The sequence below is a fragment of the Pseudonocardia sp. Ae150A_Ps1 genome, assembly GCF_001932315.1.
Classification (GTDB): domain Bacteria; phylum Actinomycetota; class Actinomycetes; order Mycobacteriales; family Pseudonocardiaceae; genus Pseudonocardia.
The window spans coordinates 4,523,556-4,539,275 of record NZ_MCIJ01000001.1 but is presented as its reverse complement, the minus strand read 5'-3'; the positions used below and the strand labels follow the sequence as shown (position 1 = coordinate 4,539,275).

18 protein-coding genes and 2 pseudogenes are annotated in these 15,720 nt (G+C 74.7%); 8 read left to right on the top strand and 12 right to left on the bottom strand.

Annotated elements, in window-relative coordinates; translation table 11 throughout:
* Nucleotides 1-23: 23 nt before the first annotated feature.
* On the bottom strand, nucleotides 24-827 hold the full coding sequence (locus tag Ae150APs1_RS21355) for a TrmH family RNA methyltransferase (RefSeq protein ID WP_075299877.1): 804 nt from the start codon (nucleotides 825-827) through the stop codon (nucleotides 24-26).
* Nucleotides 828-853: 26 nt separating this feature from the next.
* Nucleotides 854-2,029 (bottom strand): MFS transporter, encoded by a 1,176-nt coding sequence (locus Ae150APs1_RS21350; RefSeq protein WP_139317628.1) that lies wholly within the window; start codon nucleotides 2,027-2,029, stop codon nucleotides 854-856.
* Nucleotides 2,030-2,104: 75 nt separating this feature from the next.
* On the opposite strand from Ae150APs1_RS21350, the gene Ae150APs1_RS21345 reads away from it, so the two are divergent.
* Entirely contained in the window at nucleotides 2,105-2,920 is an 816-nt protein-coding gene (locus Ae150APs1_RS21345) for a crotonase/enoyl-CoA hydratase family protein (protein ID WP_075299873.1), read from the top strand.
* Nucleotides 2,921-3,117: 197 nt separating this feature from the next.
* Here Ae150APs1_RS21345 and Ae150APs1_RS21340 read toward each other — a convergent pair whose 3' ends face one another.
* The 7 genes and pseudogenes from Ae150APs1_RS21340 to Ae150APs1_RS21310 all read right to left on the bottom strand — a co-directional run bounded on the left by Ae150APs1_RS21340 (nucleotide 3,118) and on the right by Ae150APs1_RS21310 (nucleotide 8,484).
* A complete protein-coding gene (locus Ae150APs1_RS21340; RefSeq protein WP_075299871.1) occupies nucleotides 3,118-3,927 on the bottom strand; it encodes an SAM-dependent methyltransferase in 810 nt (269 codons plus the stop codon).
* Between the two features lie 256 nt (nucleotides 3,928-4,183).
* Nucleotides 4,184-4,771: pseudogene (locus Ae150APs1_RS21335) on the bottom strand (ATP-binding cassette domain-containing protein); the annotation flags it as partial.
* Nucleotides 4,772-4,779: 8 nt separating this feature from the next.
* Entirely contained in the window at nucleotides 4,780-5,511 is a 732-nt protein-coding gene (gene cbiQ, locus Ae150APs1_RS21330) for a cobalt ECF transporter T component CbiQ (RefSeq protein ID WP_075299870.1), read from the bottom strand.
* Nucleotides 5,511-5,813, bottom strand: a complete 303-nt coding sequence (locus tag Ae150APs1_RS21325) for an energy-coupling factor ABC transporter substrate-binding protein (RefSeq protein WP_075299869.1) — start codon at nucleotides 5,811-5,813, stop codon at nucleotides 5,511-5,513. The genes cbiQ and Ae150APs1_RS21325 overlap by 1 nt, the downstream gene beginning before the upstream one ends.
* Nucleotides 5,810-6,517 carry an energy-coupling factor ABC transporter permease gene (locus Ae150APs1_RS21320; protein ID WP_010224582.1) on the bottom strand — a complete coding sequence of 236 codons (708 nt, stop codon included), beginning with the start codon at nucleotides 6,515-6,517 and terminating at the stop codon, nucleotides 5,810-5,812. The genes Ae150APs1_RS21325 and Ae150APs1_RS21320 overlap by 4 nt, the downstream gene beginning before the upstream one ends.
* Before the next feature lie 152 nt (nucleotides 6,518-6,669).
* Entirely contained in the window at nucleotides 6,670-7,374 is a 705-nt protein-coding gene (locus Ae150APs1_RS21315) for a hypothetical protein (protein ID WP_075299868.1), read from the bottom strand.
* Nucleotides 7,375-7,650: 276 nt separating this feature from the next.
* Complete coding sequence (locus tag Ae150APs1_RS21310; RefSeq protein WP_083680275.1) at nucleotides 7,651-8,484, bottom strand: SigB/SigF/SigG family RNA polymerase sigma factor; 834 nt, start codon at nucleotides 8,482-8,484, stop codon at nucleotides 7,651-7,653.
* Nucleotides 8,485-8,665: 181 nt separating this feature from the next.
* On the opposite strand from Ae150APs1_RS21310, the gene Ae150APs1_RS21305 reads away from it, so the two are divergent.
* A complete protein-coding gene (locus Ae150APs1_RS21305) occupies nucleotides 8,666-9,082 on the top strand; it encodes an ATP-binding protein (RefSeq protein WP_010224585.1) in 417 nt (138 codons plus the stop codon).
* A 31-nt stretch (nucleotides 9,083-9,113) separates the two neighbouring features.
* Here the strand turns inward: Ae150APs1_RS21305 and Ae150APs1_RS32200 are convergent, their stop codons facing one another.
* The gene (locus Ae150APs1_RS32200) at nucleotides 9,114-9,257 is read right to left on the bottom strand and encodes a hypothetical protein (protein WP_170918115.1); all 144 of its coding nucleotides are present in this window, start codon (nucleotides 9,255-9,257) and stop codon (nucleotides 9,114-9,116) included.
* Nucleotides 9,258-9,498: 241 nt separating this feature from the next.
* Between Ae150APs1_RS32200 and Ae150APs1_RS21300 the strand changes: the two genes are divergently transcribed.
* From Ae150APs1_RS21300 to Ae150APs1_RS21280, 6 genes and pseudogenes are all read left to right on the top strand, one after another.
* On the top strand, nucleotides 9,499-10,383 hold the full coding sequence (locus Ae150APs1_RS21300; RefSeq protein WP_083680273.1) for a MaoC family dehydratase N-terminal domain-containing protein: 885 nt from the start codon (nucleotides 9,499-9,501) through the stop codon (nucleotides 10,381-10,383).
* Nucleotides 10,384-10,429: 46 nt separating this feature from the next.
* Nucleotides 10,430-11,590: an acyl-CoA dehydrogenase family protein gene (locus tag Ae150APs1_RS21295; protein ID WP_075299866.1), complete on the top strand. Its 1,161-nt coding sequence runs from the start codon at nucleotides 10,430-10,432 to the stop codon at nucleotides 11,588-11,590.
* Nucleotides 11,587-12,435, top strand: coding sequence for a CoA ester lyase (locus Ae150APs1_RS21290; protein ID WP_075299865.1), 849 nt, complete (start codon nucleotides 11,587-11,589; stop codon nucleotides 12,433-12,435). Before Ae150APs1_RS21295 ends, Ae150APs1_RS21290 begins: the two co-directional genes overlap by 4 nt.
* Nucleotides 12,436-12,544: 109 nt before the next feature.
* Nucleotides 12,545-13,084: pseudogene (locus Ae150APs1_RS33825) on the top strand (LysR family transcriptional regulator); the annotation flags it as partial.
* Nucleotides 13,083-13,394, top strand: coding sequence for a LysR substrate-binding domain-containing protein (locus Ae150APs1_RS33820; RefSeq protein ID WP_349289912.1), 312 nt, complete (start codon nucleotides 13,083-13,085; stop codon nucleotides 13,392-13,394). The pseudogene Ae150APs1_RS33825 and the gene Ae150APs1_RS33820, both read left to right, overlap by 2 nt.
* Nucleotides 13,395-13,408: 14 nt before the next feature.
* Nucleotides 13,409-13,825, top strand: a complete 417-nt coding sequence (locus Ae150APs1_RS21280; protein ID WP_075299864.1) for a putative immunity protein — start codon at nucleotides 13,409-13,411, stop codon at nucleotides 13,823-13,825.
* Here the strand turns inward: Ae150APs1_RS21280 and Ae150APs1_RS21275 are convergent.
* Both Ae150APs1_RS21275 and Ae150APs1_RS21270 read right to left on the bottom strand, forming a co-directional pair.
* Nucleotides 13,768-14,919 (bottom strand): acyl-CoA dehydrogenase family protein, encoded by a 1,152-nt coding sequence (locus Ae150APs1_RS21275; RefSeq protein ID WP_075296176.1) that lies wholly within the window; start codon nucleotides 14,917-14,919, stop codon nucleotides 13,768-13,770. The two genes, Ae150APs1_RS21280 and Ae150APs1_RS21275, sit on opposite strands and share 58 nt — an antisense overlap.
* A gap of 28 nt (nucleotides 14,920-14,947) precedes the next feature.
* Complete coding sequence (locus Ae150APs1_RS21270; RefSeq protein ID WP_075296178.1) at nucleotides 14,948-15,709, bottom strand: 3-hydroxyacyl-CoA dehydrogenase; 762 nt, start codon at nucleotides 15,707-15,709, stop codon at nucleotides 14,948-14,950.
* Between the last annotated feature and the right edge of the window lie 11 nt (nucleotides 15,710-15,720).

The following is a 15,720-nucleotide window of genomic DNA, read 5'->3' as shown; positions in this document are numbered from 1 at the left end:
CGCAGAGCGCGGTCCGCGCCGCGTCAGCCTGCTGACGTACCCGAGCGCTGCCGGACCGCCTCGAACAGCACCACCGCGGCGGCGATCGAGGCGTTGAGCGAGTTGACGGTGCCGCGCATCGGGATGACGACGGTGGCGTCGGCACCCGCCAGCCACGGCCCGGTGACGCCGGTCGCCTCGGTCCCGATCACCAGCGCCGTCGGGCCGGTGAGGTCGGCCCGGCCCAGCTCGGTCGTCCCGGCCGGGGTGGTGACGACGCTGCGCACGCCGCGGCGCCGCAGCCACTCCTGGACCTCCGCGGTCGGCGCCGACGCCACCGGCACCGCGAACACCGTGCCCTTCGACGCCCGCACGACGTTCGGGTTGGCGAAGTCGGTCCCGGCCCGGTCCGGGGTCGCGATGACCACGGCGTCCACCCCGCACGCCTCCGCGGTGCGCAGCATCGCGCCGACGTTGCCGGGCTTCTCGATCCCCTCGGCGACGAGCACCAGCGCGTCCGGCCGGAGCTCCAGCTCGTCGAGCGGGCGGCCCGGCGCGGGGGCGACCGCGAGCCAGCCGTCCGGGGACTCGCGGTAGGCGATGCGGGCGAACACCTCGCGGGTCACCGACGTCGCGCGGGCGCCGGGCATCCGTTCCAGCAGGTCCTCCGACCGCACCAGGTCGGGGGCCCAGTAGACCTCGGTGGGCCGGACCCCGGCGTCGAGGGCGAGGGACAGCTCGTCGTGCCCCTCGACGAGGGTGACGCCCGCGGCGTCGCGGTGGCGGCGGGTGCGCAGCCGGACCAGGTTCTTGACGCGCGGGTTGGCGGTGCTGGTCAGGTCGGGCACCCGGCGAGCCTAGGACGGCCGGTCCGTCAGGAGGCGGTGTCCCCGGCGCGCGCGGCGAGCCAGGCCGCGGTCGCCACCGTCACCGCGACCAGCACGGCCAGCGGGACGGCGAGCGCCTGCACCGGTGCCGACGCCGTCACCAGGAACGGCGTCGCGAAGCCGAGGTAGGCGGCGGTGTAGAAGACGCCGTTCGCGGCGCCGCGGCCGGACGCCGGCGCGAGCCGCCCCACCAGGGTCAGTCCGGCGTTGAGGCAGAGCCCGCCCCCGGCACCGAGCAGGATCCCCGCCACCGCGACCGCGACGACCGAGCCGGTGAGGGCCGCGACGACGCCGGTGGCGAACCCGAGCGCGCCGAGCGCCGCGCCCAGGGCGCCGGCCCGCGCCCCGGGGCGGTGCGCGAACGGCTGCACCAGGGTCCCGGTGCCCAGGGTCAGCGCGGCGAGCAGCCCGGTGAAGGCGACCAGCCCGGACGCGCCGGGCAGCAGCAGCGGCAGCACCGTCACCGAGACCGACGGGAACGCGTACACGCACACCGCCGTCGGGACGACGACACGGACGAACGTCCGCCGGGCCGCGGGATCGAACCCGGGCCGCGGCAGCAGCCCGCGCGGGACCACCCCCACCGGCGGGCTCCCCGTCCCGACGGTGACCAGGACGGCCGCGACGGCCACGACCAGCAGCCCGACGTGGACGAGGTAGGGCAGGGTCAGCGGCAACGGCCCGTACGCGGCCAGCAGCCCGGAGGCGAGCGGACCCAGGCAGAACCCCGCGGTCTGGGCCACCGAGGCCGCCCGGGCGGCCCGGCCGGCACCGTCCGCACCGGCGCGGTCCTGCAGCCAGGCGCTGCCCACCGAGAACACGGCGCCCGAGGCGAGGCCCTGCACGAAGCGGGCCGCGAACAGCAGCCACAGCGCCGACGCCCCGCCGAGGAACAGCAGCGACCCCAGCACCACCCCCACCGAGGCGGGGAGCAGCACGCGGACCCGCCCGAACCGGTCCGACGCCGGCCCGCCGAGCAGCAGCGACGGCGCGAGCCCCAGCGCGTACACGCCGAAGATCGCCGCGAGCGTGCACGGCGCGAGATCGAGCTCGGTCCGGTAGACGAGCAGCAGCGGCGTCGGCACGTTGGTGCCGAACGCCGTCGCGAACAGCAGCCCGCACGCCACCCACCACGTCCGGTCCCCCGCGCCCCGTTGCCGCACCGACGCATCCTGTCAGGCCGGGGTTACTCCGCGGTAGCCTCCGGGTCGGACCGGATCGGACACGAGGGAGTGCGCATGGGCGAGCCGACGGGCATCGCGGTCGAGGTGGCGGACGGGGTCGCGCGGGTGCGGCTGGACCGCGCGGAGGCGGCGAACGCGCTGAACGAGCCGATGTGGTTCGGGCTGCGCGACGCGCTCCGCGCGCTGGACGACGACCCGGCCGTCCGCGTCGTCGTGATCAGCGGCAACGGGCGGCACTTCTGCTCCGGCATCGACGTGGCGATGCTGGGCGGGCTGAAGGAGACCGCCGCCGACGACTCCCCGGGGCACGGCGCGGACCGGCTGCGGCGGGTCATCCTCGACCTGCAGGACTGCCTGACGGCGGTCGAGCGCTGCCGCACGCCCGTGATCGCGGCGGTGCACGGCGTCTGCCTCGGCGCCGGTCTCGACCTCGCCGTGGCCTGCGACCTGCGGTACGCGACGGCCGACGCGTCCTTCGTGCTGAAGGAGGTCGACATGGGCCTCGCCGCCGACGTCGGCGTGCTGCAGCGGCTGCCGCGGATCGTCGGCGAGGGCGTCGCGCGGGAGATGGCCTACACCTGCCGCCCGGTCTCCGGGACCGAGGCGCGGGAGCTGCGGCTGGTCAACGGCGTCTACGACGACGCCGCCGCCCTCGAGGAGGGTGTCGCGGGCCTCGCGGCGGAGCTGGCCGCGAAGTCCCCGCTGGCGATGCGCGGCACCAAGTACGCGATCACCTACGCCCGCGACCACACGGTCGCCGACTCCCTCGACCAGATCGCGACCTGGAACGGCGGGCAGCTGATCTCCGCCGACCTGCAGGAGGCGGTGTCGGCGTTCCTGGAGAAGCGCCCCGGCACCTACCGCGACTAGCACGGCACAGCCGCACAGCGTCCGGGCCTCCCGCACGAGCCCGAACCTGTGCGGCTGCCCGTGGACCCGTGCGGCTGCCGATGGGCTGTGCCACTGCCCGTGGACCTGTGCGGCTGCCGAGGGGCTGTGCGGCTGCCCGTGGACCTGTGCGGCTGCCAAGGGGCTGTGCGAGGGCGGGCGGCTCCGGGCCGGGCCGGTCAGCGGGCGATCTCGCCCACGGCGGCGTACATGCCGACGACCCGGCCCGGCTCGTGGCCGGGCTCGGGGCGCCACCGGCTGACGTCGACGAGGCCCGGTTCCAGCAGGTCGACCCGGTGCAGCAGACAGCGCAGGGTCGCGCGGTCCCGGGCGGCCGCGGGCTGGGCGCTCTCCTGGGTGAACCGCTCGATCGTCCGCATCTCCTCGGCGGCACGCTCGTCGTCGACGTCGGTGCTGCCGTGCGAGAGGACGAGCAGGCCGCCGGGCCCGAAGGCGTCGCAGTAGCGGTCGAGGAGCCGGGTGAGGACGGCGTCGTCGCGGACGAAGTGCAGCACCGACACGGCGAGCACGGCGGTGGGCACCGTGGGATCGAACAGGTCCGCGACGCCGGGGGCGGCGAGGACGGAGTCGGCGTCGGTCAGGTCGGCGGCCGAGATCGTCACCCCGTCGACGCCGTCGAGGATCTCCCGCGACATCGCGACCGCGACCGGCTCGCTGTCGACGTAGGCGACCCGGGCCGCGGGATCGTGCCGGCGGACGATCTCGTGCAGCGGCTCGGCCGTCGGGATCCCGGAGCCCAGGTCGAGGAACTGCCGGCAGCCCCGGTCCAGGCAGGCCCGCACCGCGCGGCCGAGGAAGGCCCGGTTGGCCACGGCGGCGTCGCGGGCACCGGGCAGCGCCTCCAGCAGGCGCTCGGCGAACGCACGGTCGGCGTCGAAGTTGTGCGCGCCGCCGAGCATGTAGTCGTAGACGCGGGCGGGGTTGGGGAGGCTGAGATCGGGGCCTCCGGCCCGGTCCGGGTCGATCACGGCGTGACCCTCTCGCTATTTCCTCTCGCAGCGCAAGGGCGGTCAGCACGTCGTGCAGCTCGGCCGCGGTGCGCGGGGCCGGCCCGCGGTGCCCGGCGGCGGCGAGCAGCCGGGCGACCGCGGGCGCCCAGGCGGGACCGAGCCGGGCCGCGGCGAGCAGCCCGGTGTCCCCCAGGATCTCGGCCGACGGCCCCCGGCGCACCCGCCCGTCGTGGACGACGGCGACGTCGTCGGCCCAGCGGTGCGCGAGGTCGACGTCGTGCGTGGACAGCACGACCGCGGTGCCCTCGTCGTGCAGCCGGCCCAGGACGGCGACGAGCTCCTCCACCCCGGCCGGGTCCAGCCCGGCCGTCGGCTCGTCGAGCACCAGGATCCGCGGCCGGACGGCGAGCGCGCCCGCGATCGCGACCCGCTTGCGCTGGCCGAACGAGAGCCGGTGGGTGGGCCGGTCGGCGAGCTCCGCCATCCCCACGGCCGCCAGCGCCTCGCCGACCCGGGCGTCGACCTCGGCGTCGGGCAGGCCCAGGTTGAGCGGGCCGAACGAGACGTCCTGCGCGACGTCGGCGGCGAACAGCTGGTCGTCGGGGTCCTGCAGCACGAGCTGGGCGGACTCGCGCAGCCGGGCGAGCCCGCGGCGGGACCGGTCGAGCGGGGCACCGTCGAGCAGGACCTCGCCCCGGGCCGGTTCGAGCAGCCCGAGGAGCAACCGGAACAGCGTCGTCTTGCCGCCGCCGTTCGGTCCGAGCACGGCCAGCCGCCGTCCGGTGCGGACGGCGAGGTCGGCGCCGTCGAGGACCGGCGGCCCGTCGCGGTAGGCGAAGGCGACGCCGCGCGCCTCCAGCACCGGGGCGGTCACGCGCGCACCGCCAGCGCCGTCGCACCGACCGCGACCAGCAGCGCCGCGCTCGCCGCGACGAACCGCGGCGACACCGGCCGGGAGGTCACCCGCACCCGCAGGCTGCCGTCGTACCCGCGCGACGCCAGGCCCGCCTCCAGCCGCCGGGCCCGGTCGAAGGCACGCACGAACACCGCGCTCCCCTGCCCGGCCAGCGACCGGAAGGTGGCACGGCGGGTCCGGAACCCCATCCGCAGCGACTGCGCCTCGCGCACCGCGTTCAGCGAGTCCAGCAGCAGGAACAGCATCCGGTAGATCAGCAACGTGATCTCCAGGACGGCAGGCGGCACGAACCGCAGCCGCGGCAGCGTGTCGGCGAGCGGGGTCGTCGCGGCGAACAGGATCAGGCAGCCCACGGCCGCCATCGAGCGGCCGACCAGCTCGGCGGCTCGCGCCGGGCCGCCCGGCGCGAGCGCGAGCCACGGGTCCCCGCCGAGTGTGACCAGCAGCGGCAACGCCCCCACCAGCACGAATACGAGCGGGAGCCGCAGCAGCCGCAGCGCCGTCCCGGGCCGGACGCGGGCACCGGCGAGCAGCAGCGCCACCGCTGCGGTGCCGGTGAGCAGCGCGCCGGGCCACGGCGGGAGCGCGACGGCCAGCACCAGCAGGCCGAGCGCGAGGAACGCCTTCTCCCCCGGGTGCCTGCCCCGCCAGCGGTTGGCGTGCGCGATCTCGTCGATCAGCAGCATCAGGTCTCGGTCGGCGCGGAGTCCGCGCCCCGCTGCCTCGACCGCGTCCGGGCGACGCCGAGGCAGTACCCCAGGACACCGGCACCCGCCGCGGCCTGGAGCGCGAAGATGCCGGACTCGCTCTCGCCCGACGGCGGCTCCCACACCGGGGAGAACCACGGCTCGTAGCCCGACGCCTCGATGGCCTCCCCGGCCTGGCCGTCGGCCCCGGAGTACTCGCCGGGGACGAACAGCACCGGGATCGCGAACAGCGCGACGACGGCGACGACGAGCAGGACGTTGACCAGGGTGGAACGGCTCACGCCGATGCCTCCTTCGACGCGGCGCCGTCACCGGCGGTGTCCTTCGGGCGCAGCACGCCGAGCCGGCGCAGCTCGTCCGGGGTGATCCGCACGAGGAGCCGGACGACCAGCACGGTCAGCAGCCCCTCGGCGACCGCCAGCGGGATCTGGGTGAGGGAGAAGATGGAGGCGAACGTGACGAAGGCGCCGCCGAACCCCGAGGTGGGGTCCGGGAAGGCCAGCGCCAGCTGCGCGCTGGTGATCGTGTAGGTGCCGAGGTCGCCGAGGAACGCGGCGGCGAACACGGCGGGCCCGAGCCCGCCGCCGAGCCGGCGCACCAGGACGTAGGCGCCGTAGGCGATCCAGGGCCCGGCGATCGCCATGGAGAAGGCGTTCGCGCCGAGTGTCGTCAGGCCGCCGTGGGCGAGCAGGACGGCCTGGAAGAACAGCACCACCGTCCCCAGCAACGCCATGACGGGTGGCCGGAACAGCACGGCACCGAGTCCGGTGCCGGTCGGGTGCGACGACGACCCGGTGACCGACGGGATCTTCAGCGCGGACAGCACGAAGGTGAAGGCCCCGGCCGCGGCGAGCAGCAGCTTGGTGTCCGGGTCCTCCCGGACCCGGACGACGACGGCCCGCGCGCCGTGCACCACGAACGGCGCGGCGACGACGGTCCAGGCCGCCGCGTGCAGCGGCGGCAGATAGCCCTCGGCGATGTGCACGGGTGTTCTCCTCGCAGGTCCAGCGGTTCGCCGGAACGCTACGGCTGCGCAGCGCAACCCTGCAAGACTGAACATCCCCTCATGTGTGAGAACACGGACACGCCCGGACCCCCGTACGGAGGGCCCGGGCGTGCGGGACTACGACGAACGCGTCAGTTGCGGATCGCGTTCGTGTGATGCACCTCGGCCGGCTGGTCGCTGTCCACCTTGTGCTCGACGGCGGCGGCGATCCGGGCGGCCTCACGCTCGGCCTCGCGACGGCGGGCCTCCCGGTCGGCGGGCGCGTTCTCGGGCGCGCCGACGCCGGAGCCGGGCTTCTCGGCGACGACCTTCTCGGTCGCCGCACGACGGGCCTTCTTCTCCGCCTTGTCCGCCTTCTCGCGCTTCGCGACCTTCTCGAGCCGGGCGGCCTTGGCCTGCTTCGCGGCCTTCTTCTCGGCCTTGGCGGCGTCCTTCTGGGCCTTGCGCTGCTCGTCGGCCTCGGCCTTGGCCTTCTTCTCGGCCTTCGCCGCGGCGCGGACGGCCTGCTCGGCCTCCTTCTCCTCCGCGCGACGGGCCTTCTTCCCGTCCTTCTTGCCGGACTTCTTCCCGGCCTTCTTCCCGGCTTTCTCCGCCTTCTCGGACTTCCCGGACTTCTCGGACTTCTCGGACTTCTCCGTGGTCGCGCCCGCCGACTCGCCGGACCCACCGGCCACGGAGTCGGCGGCCTCGGTGACGATGCGGGCCGCACGCTGCACGCGGACGGCGGCCTGCTCGGCCCGCTCGGCCGCCCGCTCCATCCGGGTGGCGGAGGCGGTCAGGGTCTGCTCGGCGGCAGCGCCGGAACCCTTCTTGTCCTTCTTGTCCTTCTTGGCCATACCAGGTCCTCCCCTTGTCCCGGCCGGAGCGGGCGTGGCGACGTGCCGGCGGTGCGGCCCGGGTCGGGCCCCGGTGCACCCGGCCGGGTCGGCGGCGCGCCCGCGCCCCGTGCGGGACGACGACGGTGTCGCACGAGCACCGGCCCCGTGATCGGGAGGTGTCGTGCGCGAACACAGGAGGGTTCCCCGGTGACCGCCCGGCAAACACGCAATGTGACCGGCGGCGCGGCCCCGACGCCCGCCGGGGCGGCGTTCCCCGGCCCGCCGGGGCGGCGTTCACCCCGCGTCGGACATCGGGGACACGGCGTCCCCACCGGGCTCCTCGACGAGGTGCCTGCGCAGCGTGGCGAGGCTGCGGGCGAGCAGCCGGGAGACGTGCATCTGGGACAACCCGACCTCCTCGGCGATCTGGGTCTGCGTCCTGTTGCCGAAGAACCGCAGCAGCAGGATGGTCCGCTCGCGCTCGGGGAGCCGGCGCAACGCCGGGCGCAACGCCTCCCTGTCCTCGACGGTGCCGATGCCGGCGTCGGCCCCGCCGACGATCTCGCCGAGCGGGCTCTCGGTGTCACCGGCGAGCCGGTCGAGCGAGTCCGACCGGTAGGAGTCCTGCGCCTGCAGACCCTCGATGACCTCTTCCCGGCTGGTCCCGAGGTGCTCGGCCAGCTCGGACACCTTCGGTGCCCGGCCGTGGCGCACCGCCAGCTCCACCTGGGCGCGGGTCATCCGGGTCTGGAAGTCCTTCAGCCGCCGGGGGACCCGCATCGACCAGGTCCGGTCCCGGAAGTGCCGCCGGATCTCCCCCGTGATCGTCGGGACCGCGTAGGCGAGGAACGGGGTCCCCTGCTCCGGGTCGAACCGGTCGAGGGCGTTCAGCAGGCCGATCGCGCCGACCTGCTCGAGGTCGTCGGCGGGCTCACCGCGGTGCCGGTAGCGCCCGGCGATGTGCCGGACGACCGGATGGAATCCCCGTGCGAGCTGCTCGCGCAGTGCGGCGCGCTCCGGGTCGTCGCCCGGTGCGGCCGCGAAGGCCCGCAGCGGCACGTCGAGGTGCGCGTACTCGTCGTCGGTAGCGACGGTCGCGGTGTCCATCCGGGTGTCCGGCTCAGCCATCCCGCACCCACGGAAGGCGGTGGTCTGGTCTCATCACCAGCGACGATAGGGCGGCGTCGGGGGGCCCGCGCGTCGAACCGCACCGGATCGGCCGCGACGCCGCACCGGACGGGGGATGCGGTGCACGCGGTGTGGCCGGGGGCACGCATCAGGGTGCACCGGTCGGGGTACCCCAGTCCCCATGGGACCGCGTCTGCACGTCGAGTTGCCCGCCGATCCCGGCGCGGCCGGCCGGTCGCGCCGGGAGACCGGCCGCTGGCTGACGTCGCTGTGCGGCGCCGACCGGCCGTGCGAGATCGCGCAGGACCTGGTGCTGGCCGTGAACGAGGCCGTGTCGAACTGCGTCGAGCACGGCTACCGGGCGGCACCGTCCGGCACGGTCTCGCTGCGCGGGACGGCCGACGGTGCCCGGGTGCGGATGGAGATCTCCGACCGTGGTTCCTGGCGGGAACCGCCGGAGGACAACGGCTGCCGCGGTCGCGGGCTGGGCATGATCGAGGCGGTCACCGAGGACGTGCGCGTCGAGCGCGGCCCGGGCGGGACCACCGTCACCTTCCACGGCACGCTCGGGCGGTGCCCGGGCGTCTGCTCGGACTGACCCCGGCCGGCCGGGTCGGGTCGTGCGCCGGTCAGTCCCGGTGGATGCCGGCGTCGTCGGTGAGCCGGGCCGGTGCCCCGGTCCGGTCCGGGCTGTAGCGGCCGTCGAGCCGGGCCGCCTCGCTCGCCGGGTGCGGCCACCCGGCGTCCGCGTGCTGCGTGCTGCTCTCACTCATGACCCCAGCGTGCCCAGGCGATGTTCCGGCGAGGCGGAGCGCAGGAGTCGCGCGGGTAACAAGCGGTCCCCGATCCGGTGACGTGCCCACCGGGCGTCCCCCGCGTCCATGTCCCGGACACATGGGGTCACCCACCAACGGTCATTTCCCCCGGGGCCGCCGGGGGCGGAGACTGATCCCGACCGGCCGGCGACCACGACGGGCGCCGGCCCCGCCCCGAGCCGTCGAACGAGGGAGTGACGTGCCCGAGACCGCCGCCACCGGAGTCCTGGCCGACCTGGTCCGTGACTGGGACCCGCCGCAGGTCACCGACAGCAGGCGGGTCGACCCGTGGCCCGCCGCCGCCTTCGCCGACCTGCTCGACGCCCCGGTGCCGGATCTCCGCGACGGCGCCGCGCTCCCCCCGATGTGGCACTGGCTGCTCCTGCTCCCGCACCCGCGCACCTCGGAGATCGGCGAGGACGGGCACCCCACCGACGGCCCGTTCCTCCCGCCGGTACCCGGCCGGCGCCGGATGTTCGCCGGGGGCCGCTTCCACGCCCACGGCACGATCCCGTTCGGCTCGGTGCTGCGGAGCCGGTCGTCCGTCACCACCGTCACGCCGAAGTCCGGGCGGTCCGGCGAGATGCTGTTCGTGACGGTCCGCCACGAGCTGACCGTCGACGGGGGCGACGACGTCGTCGCGGTCGAGGAGCAGGACATCGTCTACCGCTCCGAGCCCGAGGGCACCGAGCGCCGCGTCGTCGAGCGTCCGGTCGCCGACCAGCCCGATCCCGGCGGCGCGTGGCGGCTGCGGCGCCCGACCGACTCCGTCCTGCTGTCCCGGTTCAGCGCGCTGACCTACAACGGGCACCGCGTCCACCACGACCTCCCCTACGTCACCGGCGTCGAGGGCTACCCCGACCTGGTGATCCACGGCCCGCTGATGGCACTGCTGGCCCTGGAGCTCCCCCGGCAGAACGCACCGTCCGACCGGGTCACCGGGTTCGAGTACCGGCTCGCCCGCCCGGCGTTCGTGCCGTCGGCCCTCGTCGCGACCGGCGACCGGAGCGGGGCCGAGGCGACCGTCGCCGTCGCCGCCGAGGGCGTGCAGCCCTCGCTGACGGCCACCGTCCACCTCGGCTGAGACCGGGCCGGACGACCCCCACCACGACCAGCAGGAGAACCGAGTCATGGGTGTGCTGAGCACCGAGGAACAGGCCGTCGTCGACGTCGTGCGCGACTTCGTCGACCGCGAGGTCAAGCCCTCGGTCAACGAGGTCGAGCACTCGGGCGAGTACCCCGAGAAGTGGATCGAGCAGATGAAGGAGCTCGGCATCTACGGGCTCGCGGTCCCCGAGCCCTGGGGCGAGGCCCCGGTCTCGATGCCCTGCTACGCCCTGGTCACCGCCGAGCTGGCCCGCGGCTGGATGAGCCTGGCCGGCGCGATGGGCGGGCACACCGTCGTCGCGAAGCTGCTCGTCGAGTTCGGCACCCAGGAGCAGAAGGACCGCTACCTGCCGCGGATGGCCACCGGCGAGCTGCGCGCCACGATGGCACTCACCGAGCCCGGCGGTGGCTCCGACCTGCAGAACATGGCCACCCACGCCGCGTCCGACGGCGACGGCTACGTGATCGACGGGTCCAAGACCTGGATCTCGAACGCGCGCCGCTCCGGGCTGATCGCGCTGCTGTGCAAGACCGACCCGGCCGCCGAGCCCAAGCACCGGGGCATCTCGGTGCTGCTCGTCGAGCACGGCCCCGGCCTCACGGTGTCCAAGGACCTGCCCAAGCTCGGCTACAAGGGCGTCGAGTCCTGCGAGCTGGTCTTCGAGGGCATGCGGGTCCCCGCGGACGCCGTCCTCGGCGGCACCCCCGGCAAGGGCTTCGGCCAGATGATGAAGGGCCTCGAGACCGGCCGCATCCAGGTCGCCTCCCGCGCGCTCGGCGTCGCCGACGCCGCCCTGGAGGACTCCCTGCGCTACGCCCAGGACCGGGAGAGCTTCGGCAAGCCGATCTGGCAGCACCAGTCGGTCGGCAACCACCTCGCCGACATGGCCACGAAGATCACCGCCGCCCGGCAGCTGATCCTCTACGCCGCCCAGAAGTACGACCGCGGCGAGCGGTGCGACATGGAGGCCGGGATGGCGAAGCTGTTCACCTCCGAGATCGCGATGGAGGTCGCGCTGAACGCCGTCCGCATCCACGGCGGCTACGGCTACTCCACCGAGTTCGACGTCGAGCGGTACTTCCGCGACGCTCCGCTGATGATCGTCGGCGAGGGGACCAACGAGATCCAGCGGAACGTGATCGCCGCACAGCTGGTCAAGCGCGGCGGACTGGAGCGGGGATGACGGACACGACGACGGACACGGGCTACACGCTGCGCGGCCCGGCCCTGCTGTTCTGCCCGGGCGACCGGCCCGAGCGGTACGCGAAGGCGGCGGCCGCGGCCGACACGGTGATCCTGGACCTGGAGGACGCGGTCGGCCCGGACGGCAAGGACGCGGCGCGCGCCGGCGTCGTCGCCGGGCTGGCGGAGCTCGACCCGGCCGCCGTGGTCGTCCGGGTCAACGCCCCGGGCACCGCGTGGCACGACGCCGACGTCGCCGCACTCGCCGGCCACCCGGACGTCGCGGTGATGCTGCCGATGGCCGCCCGCGCCGCCGACGTCGCCGCGCTGGCGCCGCGCCCGGTGATCGCGCTGTGCGAGACCGCGGCCGGCGTCCTCGCAGCACCGGAGATCGCCGCCGCACCGAACTGCACCGGGCTGATGTGGGGCAGCGAGGACCTGGTCGCCGACCTGGGCGGACGCCCCGGCCGCGCGCCCGGCGGGGGCTACCGCCCGGCCGTCGAGGAGGCCCGCATCCGGATCCTCTACGCGGCGCGCGCCGCAGGGGTCACCCCGGTCGACACGGTGCTCGTCGCCATCGACGACCCCGACACGCTCCGCACCGACAGCGAGTCGGCCGTCGGCTCGGGGTACGCGGCGAAGGCCTGCATCCACCCGAAGCAGGTCACCGTGGTCCGCGAGGCGTTCCTGCCGACCGACGACGAGGTCGCCGAGGCCCGCGAGGTCCTCGACGCGGCACGGGAGCACACCGGCGGCGGGGTGTTCCGCCTGCACGGCCGGATGATCGACGCGCCGGTGCTCGCGCACGCCCGGGAGGTGCTCCGCCAGGCGGGCGCCCCCGTCTGACCGCCCGGCCCGCGTCATGTCCGTGGTGCATCGCGGGCGGTGACATGATGAGGCGGTGACGACGCTGGACGAGCTCGAGTGGTTCGTCGTGCTCGCCGAGACCGAGCACATGACCCGGGCCGCGGAGAAGCTCTCCGTCGCCCAGCCGACGCTGTCCCGCGCGCTGGGCCGGCTCGAGCGCCAGGTCGGCGCCCCGCTGTTCGACCGGGTCGCCCGCAGGCTCCGGTTGAACGCCTCCGGCGAGATCATGCTGGAACACGCCCGGCGCAGCCTCGCCGAGCTGGCCGCCGCCGGGGACCGGATCGCGACGCTGCGCGACCCGGACCACGGCACGGTCCGGCTGGCGTTCCTGCACTCGATCGCGGCCGGCCTCACCCCCGAGATGCTGCGGGCCTACCGCTCGCACGCCCCCGGGGTCGTCTTCGAGCTCACCCAGGCCGCTGGGCACGAGATCATCGAGCACGTCCGCGCCGGGCACGCCGACCTCGGGCTGACCGCCCCGCGCCCGGACGACGACGAGCTGGCCTGGACCGGCCTGTACCGGCAGCAGCTGTGCCTCGCCGTCCCCGCCGACCACCGGCTCGCCGGCCGGCCGCGGGTCGCGCTGTCGGCGGCGGGGACGGACCCGTTCGTGGCGCTGCGCGCCGATCGGCCTGCGGCGGCTCACCGACGAGCTCTGCGCCCGGGCGGGGCTCAGCCCGCGGTTCGCGTTCGAGAGCACCGAGATCGGCACGCTGGAGGGGTTCGTCTCGGCCGGGCTGGGGGTCGCGATCGTGCCCGAGCCGCGGCCGGACCGGGCCGAGCCGGGCGTCTCCTACGTCCCGCTGACCGACGCGACGGCGCACCGGTCGATCGGGTTGACCTGGCTGCGGGAACGGCCCGCCCCGCCCGTCGTGGCCCGGTTCGCCGACTTCGTCGTCGAGCGGTACCGGGACCGCGCACCCGGCACACGGCCCTGACCGGGAGGAAGACCGTGCCGGACGACCCGAGGACGATCCCGCTGAGCCGCGACGAGCTCCGGGCCGTCACCGCGTTCGCCGTGGCGTGCGCGCGGCCCGCCCTGGAGATCCTCGAGCACGCCCGGCCGGCCGAACCGCGCCCGCGCGACGCGGTGGACGCGGCACACGCGTTCGCCGCGGGCGCCGCACGCACCAGGGCGGTCCGCGACGCCGCGTGGGCCGCACACCGTGCGGCGCAGGAGACCCGCGACGCGGGCCTGGCCGCGGCGAGCGACGCCGCCCGCGCCGCGGGGCACGCGGCGGGGGCGGACGGGTCGGCGAGCTGGTCCGGCGATTGGACGCGGCGCTCCGGTGACGCCGCGGTCCCGGGGCCTCAGAGTCCCAGGCCCCGGCCGATGACCTCCTTCATGATCTCGGTCGTGCCGCCGTAGATCCGGGTGATCCGGGCGTCGGCGTAGGCCGTGGAGATCGGGTACTCGCTCATGTAGCCGTAGCCGCCGTGCAGCTGCAGGCACTTGTCGACGACCCGGCCCTGCAGCTCGGTGCACCAGTACTTCGCCTTCGACGCGTCGACCGCGGTCAGCTCGCCCGCGTTGAGGGCGCGCACGCAGTCGTCGACGTAGTGCTCGGCGATGTCGATCTCGGTGTCCAGCTCGGCCAGCACGAACTTCGAGTTCTGGAACGAGCCGATCGGCGAGCCGAACGCCTTCCGTTCCTTCACGTACTCCAGCGTCCACCGCAGTGCCGCACGCGCGGCGCTGACACCGGCCAGTGCGATCGAGAGCCGCTCCTGCGGGAGCTTCTGCACCAGCTGGGCGAAGCCCTGGCCCTCGTCGGGCCCGAGCAGGTTCCCCACCGGGACCCGGACGTCGGTGAACGACAGCTCGGCGGTGTCCTGCGCGTGCTGGCCCAGCTTGTCCAGGTTCCGGCCGCGCTCGAACCCCTCCATCCCGCGCTCGAGCACCAGCAGGCTCATGCCCTTGTGCTTCTGCGACGGGTCGGTCTTCACCGCCACGACCACCAGGTCGGCGTTGATGCCGTTGGTGATGAACGTCTTCGCCCCGTTGACGACGTAGTGGTCGCCCTCCCGGACCGCGGTCGTCGTCATCGAGGCGAGGTCCGAGCCGGTTCCGGGCTCGGTCATCGCGATCGCCAGGATCGCGTTCCCGCTCACCGCGTCCGGCAGCCAGCGCTGCTTCTGCTCGTCGGAGCCGTAGGCGAGCAGGTACGGGATGACGATGTCGTTGTGCAGGGTCATCCCGAGGCCCAGGCCGCCGGCACCGGCGTCCATCAGCTCCTCGATGACGACGGCGTTGAACCGGAAGTCCGGGACCCCGCCGCCGCCGTAGGACTCGGGCACGTCCATGCCCAGGAAACCGTTCGCGCCGGCCGTCGTGAACAGCTCCCGGGGCACGATCCCGTCGGCGGTCCACCGCTCCCCGTGCGGAGCGACCTCCTTGTCGACGAAGGCTCGGAACGCGGACCGGAAGTCCTCGTGGTCGGACTCGTACAGTGTGCGCCGCATCGGACGTCTCCTCCTCGCGCCGGGCCCGCTACCGCGGCTGCATCCGGATCACGCCGTCGAGGCGGATCGTCTCGCCGTTGAGCATCGGGTTCTCGACGATGTGCGCGGCCAGCTTCGCGTACTCCGCGGGCTGCCCCAGCCGCGACGGGTGCGGCACCTGCTTGCCCAGCGACGCCTTCACGTCCTCGGGCAGCGACCCGAGCAGCGGGGTCTCGAACAGCCCCGGCGCGATCGTGCACACCCGGATCCCCAGGTCGGCCAGGTCACGCGCGATCGGCAGCGTCATCCCGACGATGCCACCCTTCGACGCCGAGTACGCCGCCTGCCCGATCTGACCCTCGAACGCCGCCACCGACGCCGTATTGATCACCACGCCGCGGTCCCCGTCGACCGGCTCGGCCGTCGCGATCCGCTCCGCAGCCAGCCGGATCACGTTGAACGTGCCGATCAGGTTCACGTTGATCACCTTCGTGAACCCGTCCAGCGGGAAGGCGCCCTTCCTGCCGAAGGTCTTCTCCGCGTTGCCGATGCCCGCGCAGTTGACCGTGACCCGGACGGTGCCGAGCTCCTCGGCCAGGTCCAGGGCGGCCCGCACCTGCGCCTCGTCGGTGACGTCGGTGGGTGCGAAGCGCACGTTCTCGCCCAGCTTGTCGGCGACGGCCTCGCCCTGCGACGACGGCAGGTCGATGATCACCACCTTCGCGCCCTGCTCGACGAACTTCTCGGTGGTGGCCAGGCCGAGGCCGGAGGCGCCGCCGGTGACGACGGCGACGGCGCCGGTGATGTCCATGAATCCAGTCC

What these genes read in the sequence shown, in the direction of transcription:
- Ae150APs1_RS21345 (WP_075299873.1), top strand. Translation starts at nt 2,105, where the DNA reads ATGGGCGAGCCGACGGGCATCGCGGTCGAGGTGGCGGACGGGGTCGCG.
- cbiQ (WP_075299870.1), bottom strand. Translation starts at nt 5,511, where the DNA reads ATGCTGCTGATCGACGAGATCGCGCACGCCAACCGCTGGCGGGGCAGG.
- Ae150APs1_RS21315 (WP_075299868.1), bottom strand. Translation starts at nt 7,374, where the DNA reads ATGGCCAAGAAGGACAAGAAGGACAAGAAGGGTTCCGGCGCTGCCGCC.
- Ae150APs1_RS21310 (WP_083680275.1), bottom strand. Translation starts at nt 8,484, where the DNA reads ATGGCTGAGCCGGACACCCGGATGGACACCGCGACCGTCGCTACCGAC.
- Ae150APs1_RS21305 (WP_010224585.1), top strand. Translation starts at nt 8,666, where the DNA reads ATGGGACCGCGTCTGCACGTCGAGTTGCCCGCCGATCCCGGCGCGGCC.
- Ae150APs1_RS32200 (WP_170918115.1), bottom strand. Translation starts at nt 9,257, where the DNA reads ATGAGTGAGAGCAGCACGCAGCACGCGGACGCCGGGTGGCCGCACCCG.
- Ae150APs1_RS21295 (WP_075299866.1), top strand. Translation starts at nt 10,430, where the DNA reads ATGGGTGTGCTGAGCACCGAGGAACAGGCCGTCGTCGACGTCGTGCGC.
- Ae150APs1_RS21290 (WP_075299865.1), top strand. Translation starts at nt 11,587, where the DNA reads ATGACGGACACGACGACGGACACGGGCTACACGCTGCGCGGCCCGGCC.
- Ae150APs1_RS21275 (WP_075296176.1), bottom strand. Translation starts at nt 14,919, where the DNA reads ATGCGGCGCACACTGTACGAGTCCGACCACGAGGACTTCCGGTCCGCG.
- Ae150APs1_RS21270 (WP_075296178.1), bottom strand. Translation starts at nt 15,709, where the DNA reads ATGGACATCACCGGCGCCGTCGCCGTCGTCACCGGCGGCGCCTCCGGC.